We start from the raw sequence: 2,049 nt of genomic DNA, 5'->3' as shown, positions 1-2,049 counted from the left end.
AAAGGCGATGTTCTTGCGCACACTCATATGCGGGTACAAAGCATAAGACTGGAACACCATTGCCAGACCACGTTTGGCGGGCGGTACGTCGGTTGCATCCGCGCCATCAATGTCGATGGAGCCCGAAGTGATGTCCTCTAGCCCAGCAATGAGCCGCAACAGCGTGGACTTGCCACAACCAGAGGGCCCGACGAAGACGGTGAATTCACCGTCCTCGATAGTCAAATCTAGTGGTGGAATGACCTCTACGTCACCGAAGCTTTTGGTCACTGACTTGAGTTGGATACGTCCCATAGTCGTCTTCCTTATTTCACAGCGCCGAAAGTCAGGCCGCGGACAAGTTGTTTCTGGCTGAACCAGCCAAGGATGAGGATTGGTGCGATCGCCATGGTCGATGCCGCGCTGAGCTTGGCGAAGAACAGGCCTTCGGGGCTGGAATAGCTGGCGATGAATGCGGTAAGCGGCGCTGCGTCAACGGCAGTCAGGTTGAGCGTCCAGAATGCCTCGTTCCAGGCAAGAATGAAGTTCAGTAGCACGGTCGAGGCGATGCCGGGCACGGCCATGGGTGTCAACACATAGAGGATTTCTTCTTTCAGCGTGGCACCATCCATCCGGGCGGCTTCCAGAATCTCACCGGGGATTTCACGGAAATAGGTGTAAAGCATCCAGACGATGATCGGCAGGTTGATCAGCATCAGCACCACGACCAGCCCTCCGCGCGTGTCCAGTAGACCCAACCGGATGAACAGCAGATAGATCGGGTAGAGAACACCCACCGCGGGCAGCATCTTGGTGGACAGCATCCACAGCAGGATGTCCTTGGTACGCTTGGACGGCACGAAGGCCATGGCCCATGCTGCGGGCACTGCGATGATCACGCCCAGAATGGTTGATCCACCTGCGATGATCACCGAATTCCACAGGAACCGCATGTAATCCGAGCGTTCCTGTACGATTGCATAGTTCTCGAGCGTCCAATCGAAGTTCAGGAACAGCGGTGGGCTGGCGATCGCCTGAGCCTCGGTTTTGAAGCTGGTCAGGATCGTCCAGAGGATCGGGAAAAAGATCAGCAGACCAACGGCCCAGGCAAGGGCGGTGTTCAGCGATTTACGACGGGATGTGACGGCGCGGGCCATGGTCGTTCCTCCTCACGCGTCCAGGTTTTTGCCGACGATGCGCATCAGGAAGATGGCAACGATATTGGCAAGGATGATGGCGTAGACACCTCCGGCTGATCCAAGGCCGACATTCTGGCTTTCCAGCACGCGCTGGAATATCAGGTAGGTGAGGGTTCGGGTGCCGAAGGCGCCGCCGGTGGTCACGAAGATTTCGGCGAAGATCGACAGAAGAAAGATCGTCTGGATCAGGATCACGATGGTTATCGCGCGGCTCAGATGTGGCAGGACGATGTGATAAAAGCGTTTCAGGACTGGCGCACCATCCATTTCGGCTGCTTCCAGCTGTTCACTGTCCAGTGACTGAATTGCGGTCAGCAGGATCAGTGTCGCGAAGGGTAGCCACTGCCATGAGACGATCATGATGATCGAAGTCATCGAGGCCTCGGATAGCCATGAGATCGGCTCGGCCCCGAAAAAGCGCCATAGATGGGCCAGCAACCCATTCACAGGATCCATGAACATGTTCTTCCACACCAACGCAGACACCGTGGGCATGACAAAGAAGGGAGCGATCACGAGGATACGGACAACGCCCTGACCCCACATGGGTTGATCCAGCAGCATCGCTAGTAGAATGCCTAGAATTACGGTGATCACCAAGACGCCGCCTACGATCATCAACGTCGCTTGCACCGCGGGCCAGAAGGAGCTGGACGAGACGAACCGGACATAGTTGTCGAACCCGACCCAGCCCAAGTCGCCACCGCGAAGGGGCAGATACTTCTTGAAGGAAAAATACAGCGTCATCGTCAAGGGTACGAGCATCCAGCCAAGCAGCAGGACCACTGCGGGTGCCATCATCAGCCGGGCAACGGATCGGGAATGTTGGGTCGCCATGATGCAATACCTCTCTGTTCAGGCACTGGGTTAG

3 protein-coding genes are annotated in these 2,049 nt (G+C 56.6%); all 3 read right to left on the bottom strand.

The genetic code is table 11. The features are described 5' to 3' along the window. Positions 1 to 294, bottom strand: a 294-nt coding sequence (locus tag ACR0EL_RS21325) for an ATP-binding cassette domain-containing protein (RefSeq protein WP_480502154.1), incomplete at its 3' end; no start/stop codon positions are given. A gap of 11 nt (positions 295 to 305) precedes the next feature. Next, positions 306 to 1,136 carry a carbohydrate ABC transporter permease gene (locus ACR0EL_RS21320; RefSeq protein ID WP_010443328.1) on the bottom strand — a complete coding sequence of 277 codons (831 nt, stop codon included), beginning with the start codon at positions 1,134 to 1,136 and terminating at the stop codon, positions 306 to 308. A gap of 12 nt (positions 1,137 to 1,148) precedes the next feature. After that, a complete protein-coding gene (locus ACR0EL_RS21315; protein ID WP_170392706.1) occupies positions 1,149 to 2,015 on the bottom strand; it encodes a carbohydrate ABC transporter permease in 867 nt (288 codons plus the stop codon). Between the last annotated feature and the right edge of the window lie 34 nt (positions 2,016 to 2,049).

The organism is Ruegeria sp. AH12 (genome assembly GCF_056541465.1).
This window is presented reverse-complemented; position numbering and strand designations above follow the sequence as displayed.

What these genes read in the sequence shown, in the direction of transcription:
- ACR0EL_RS21320 (WP_010443328.1), bottom strand. Translation starts at nt 1,136, where the DNA reads ATGGCCCGCGCCGTCACATCCCGTCGTAAATCGCTGAACACCGCCCTT.
- ACR0EL_RS21315 (WP_170392706.1), bottom strand. Translation starts at nt 2,015, where the DNA reads ATGGCGACCCAACATTCCCGATCCGTTGCCCGGCTGATGATGGCACCC.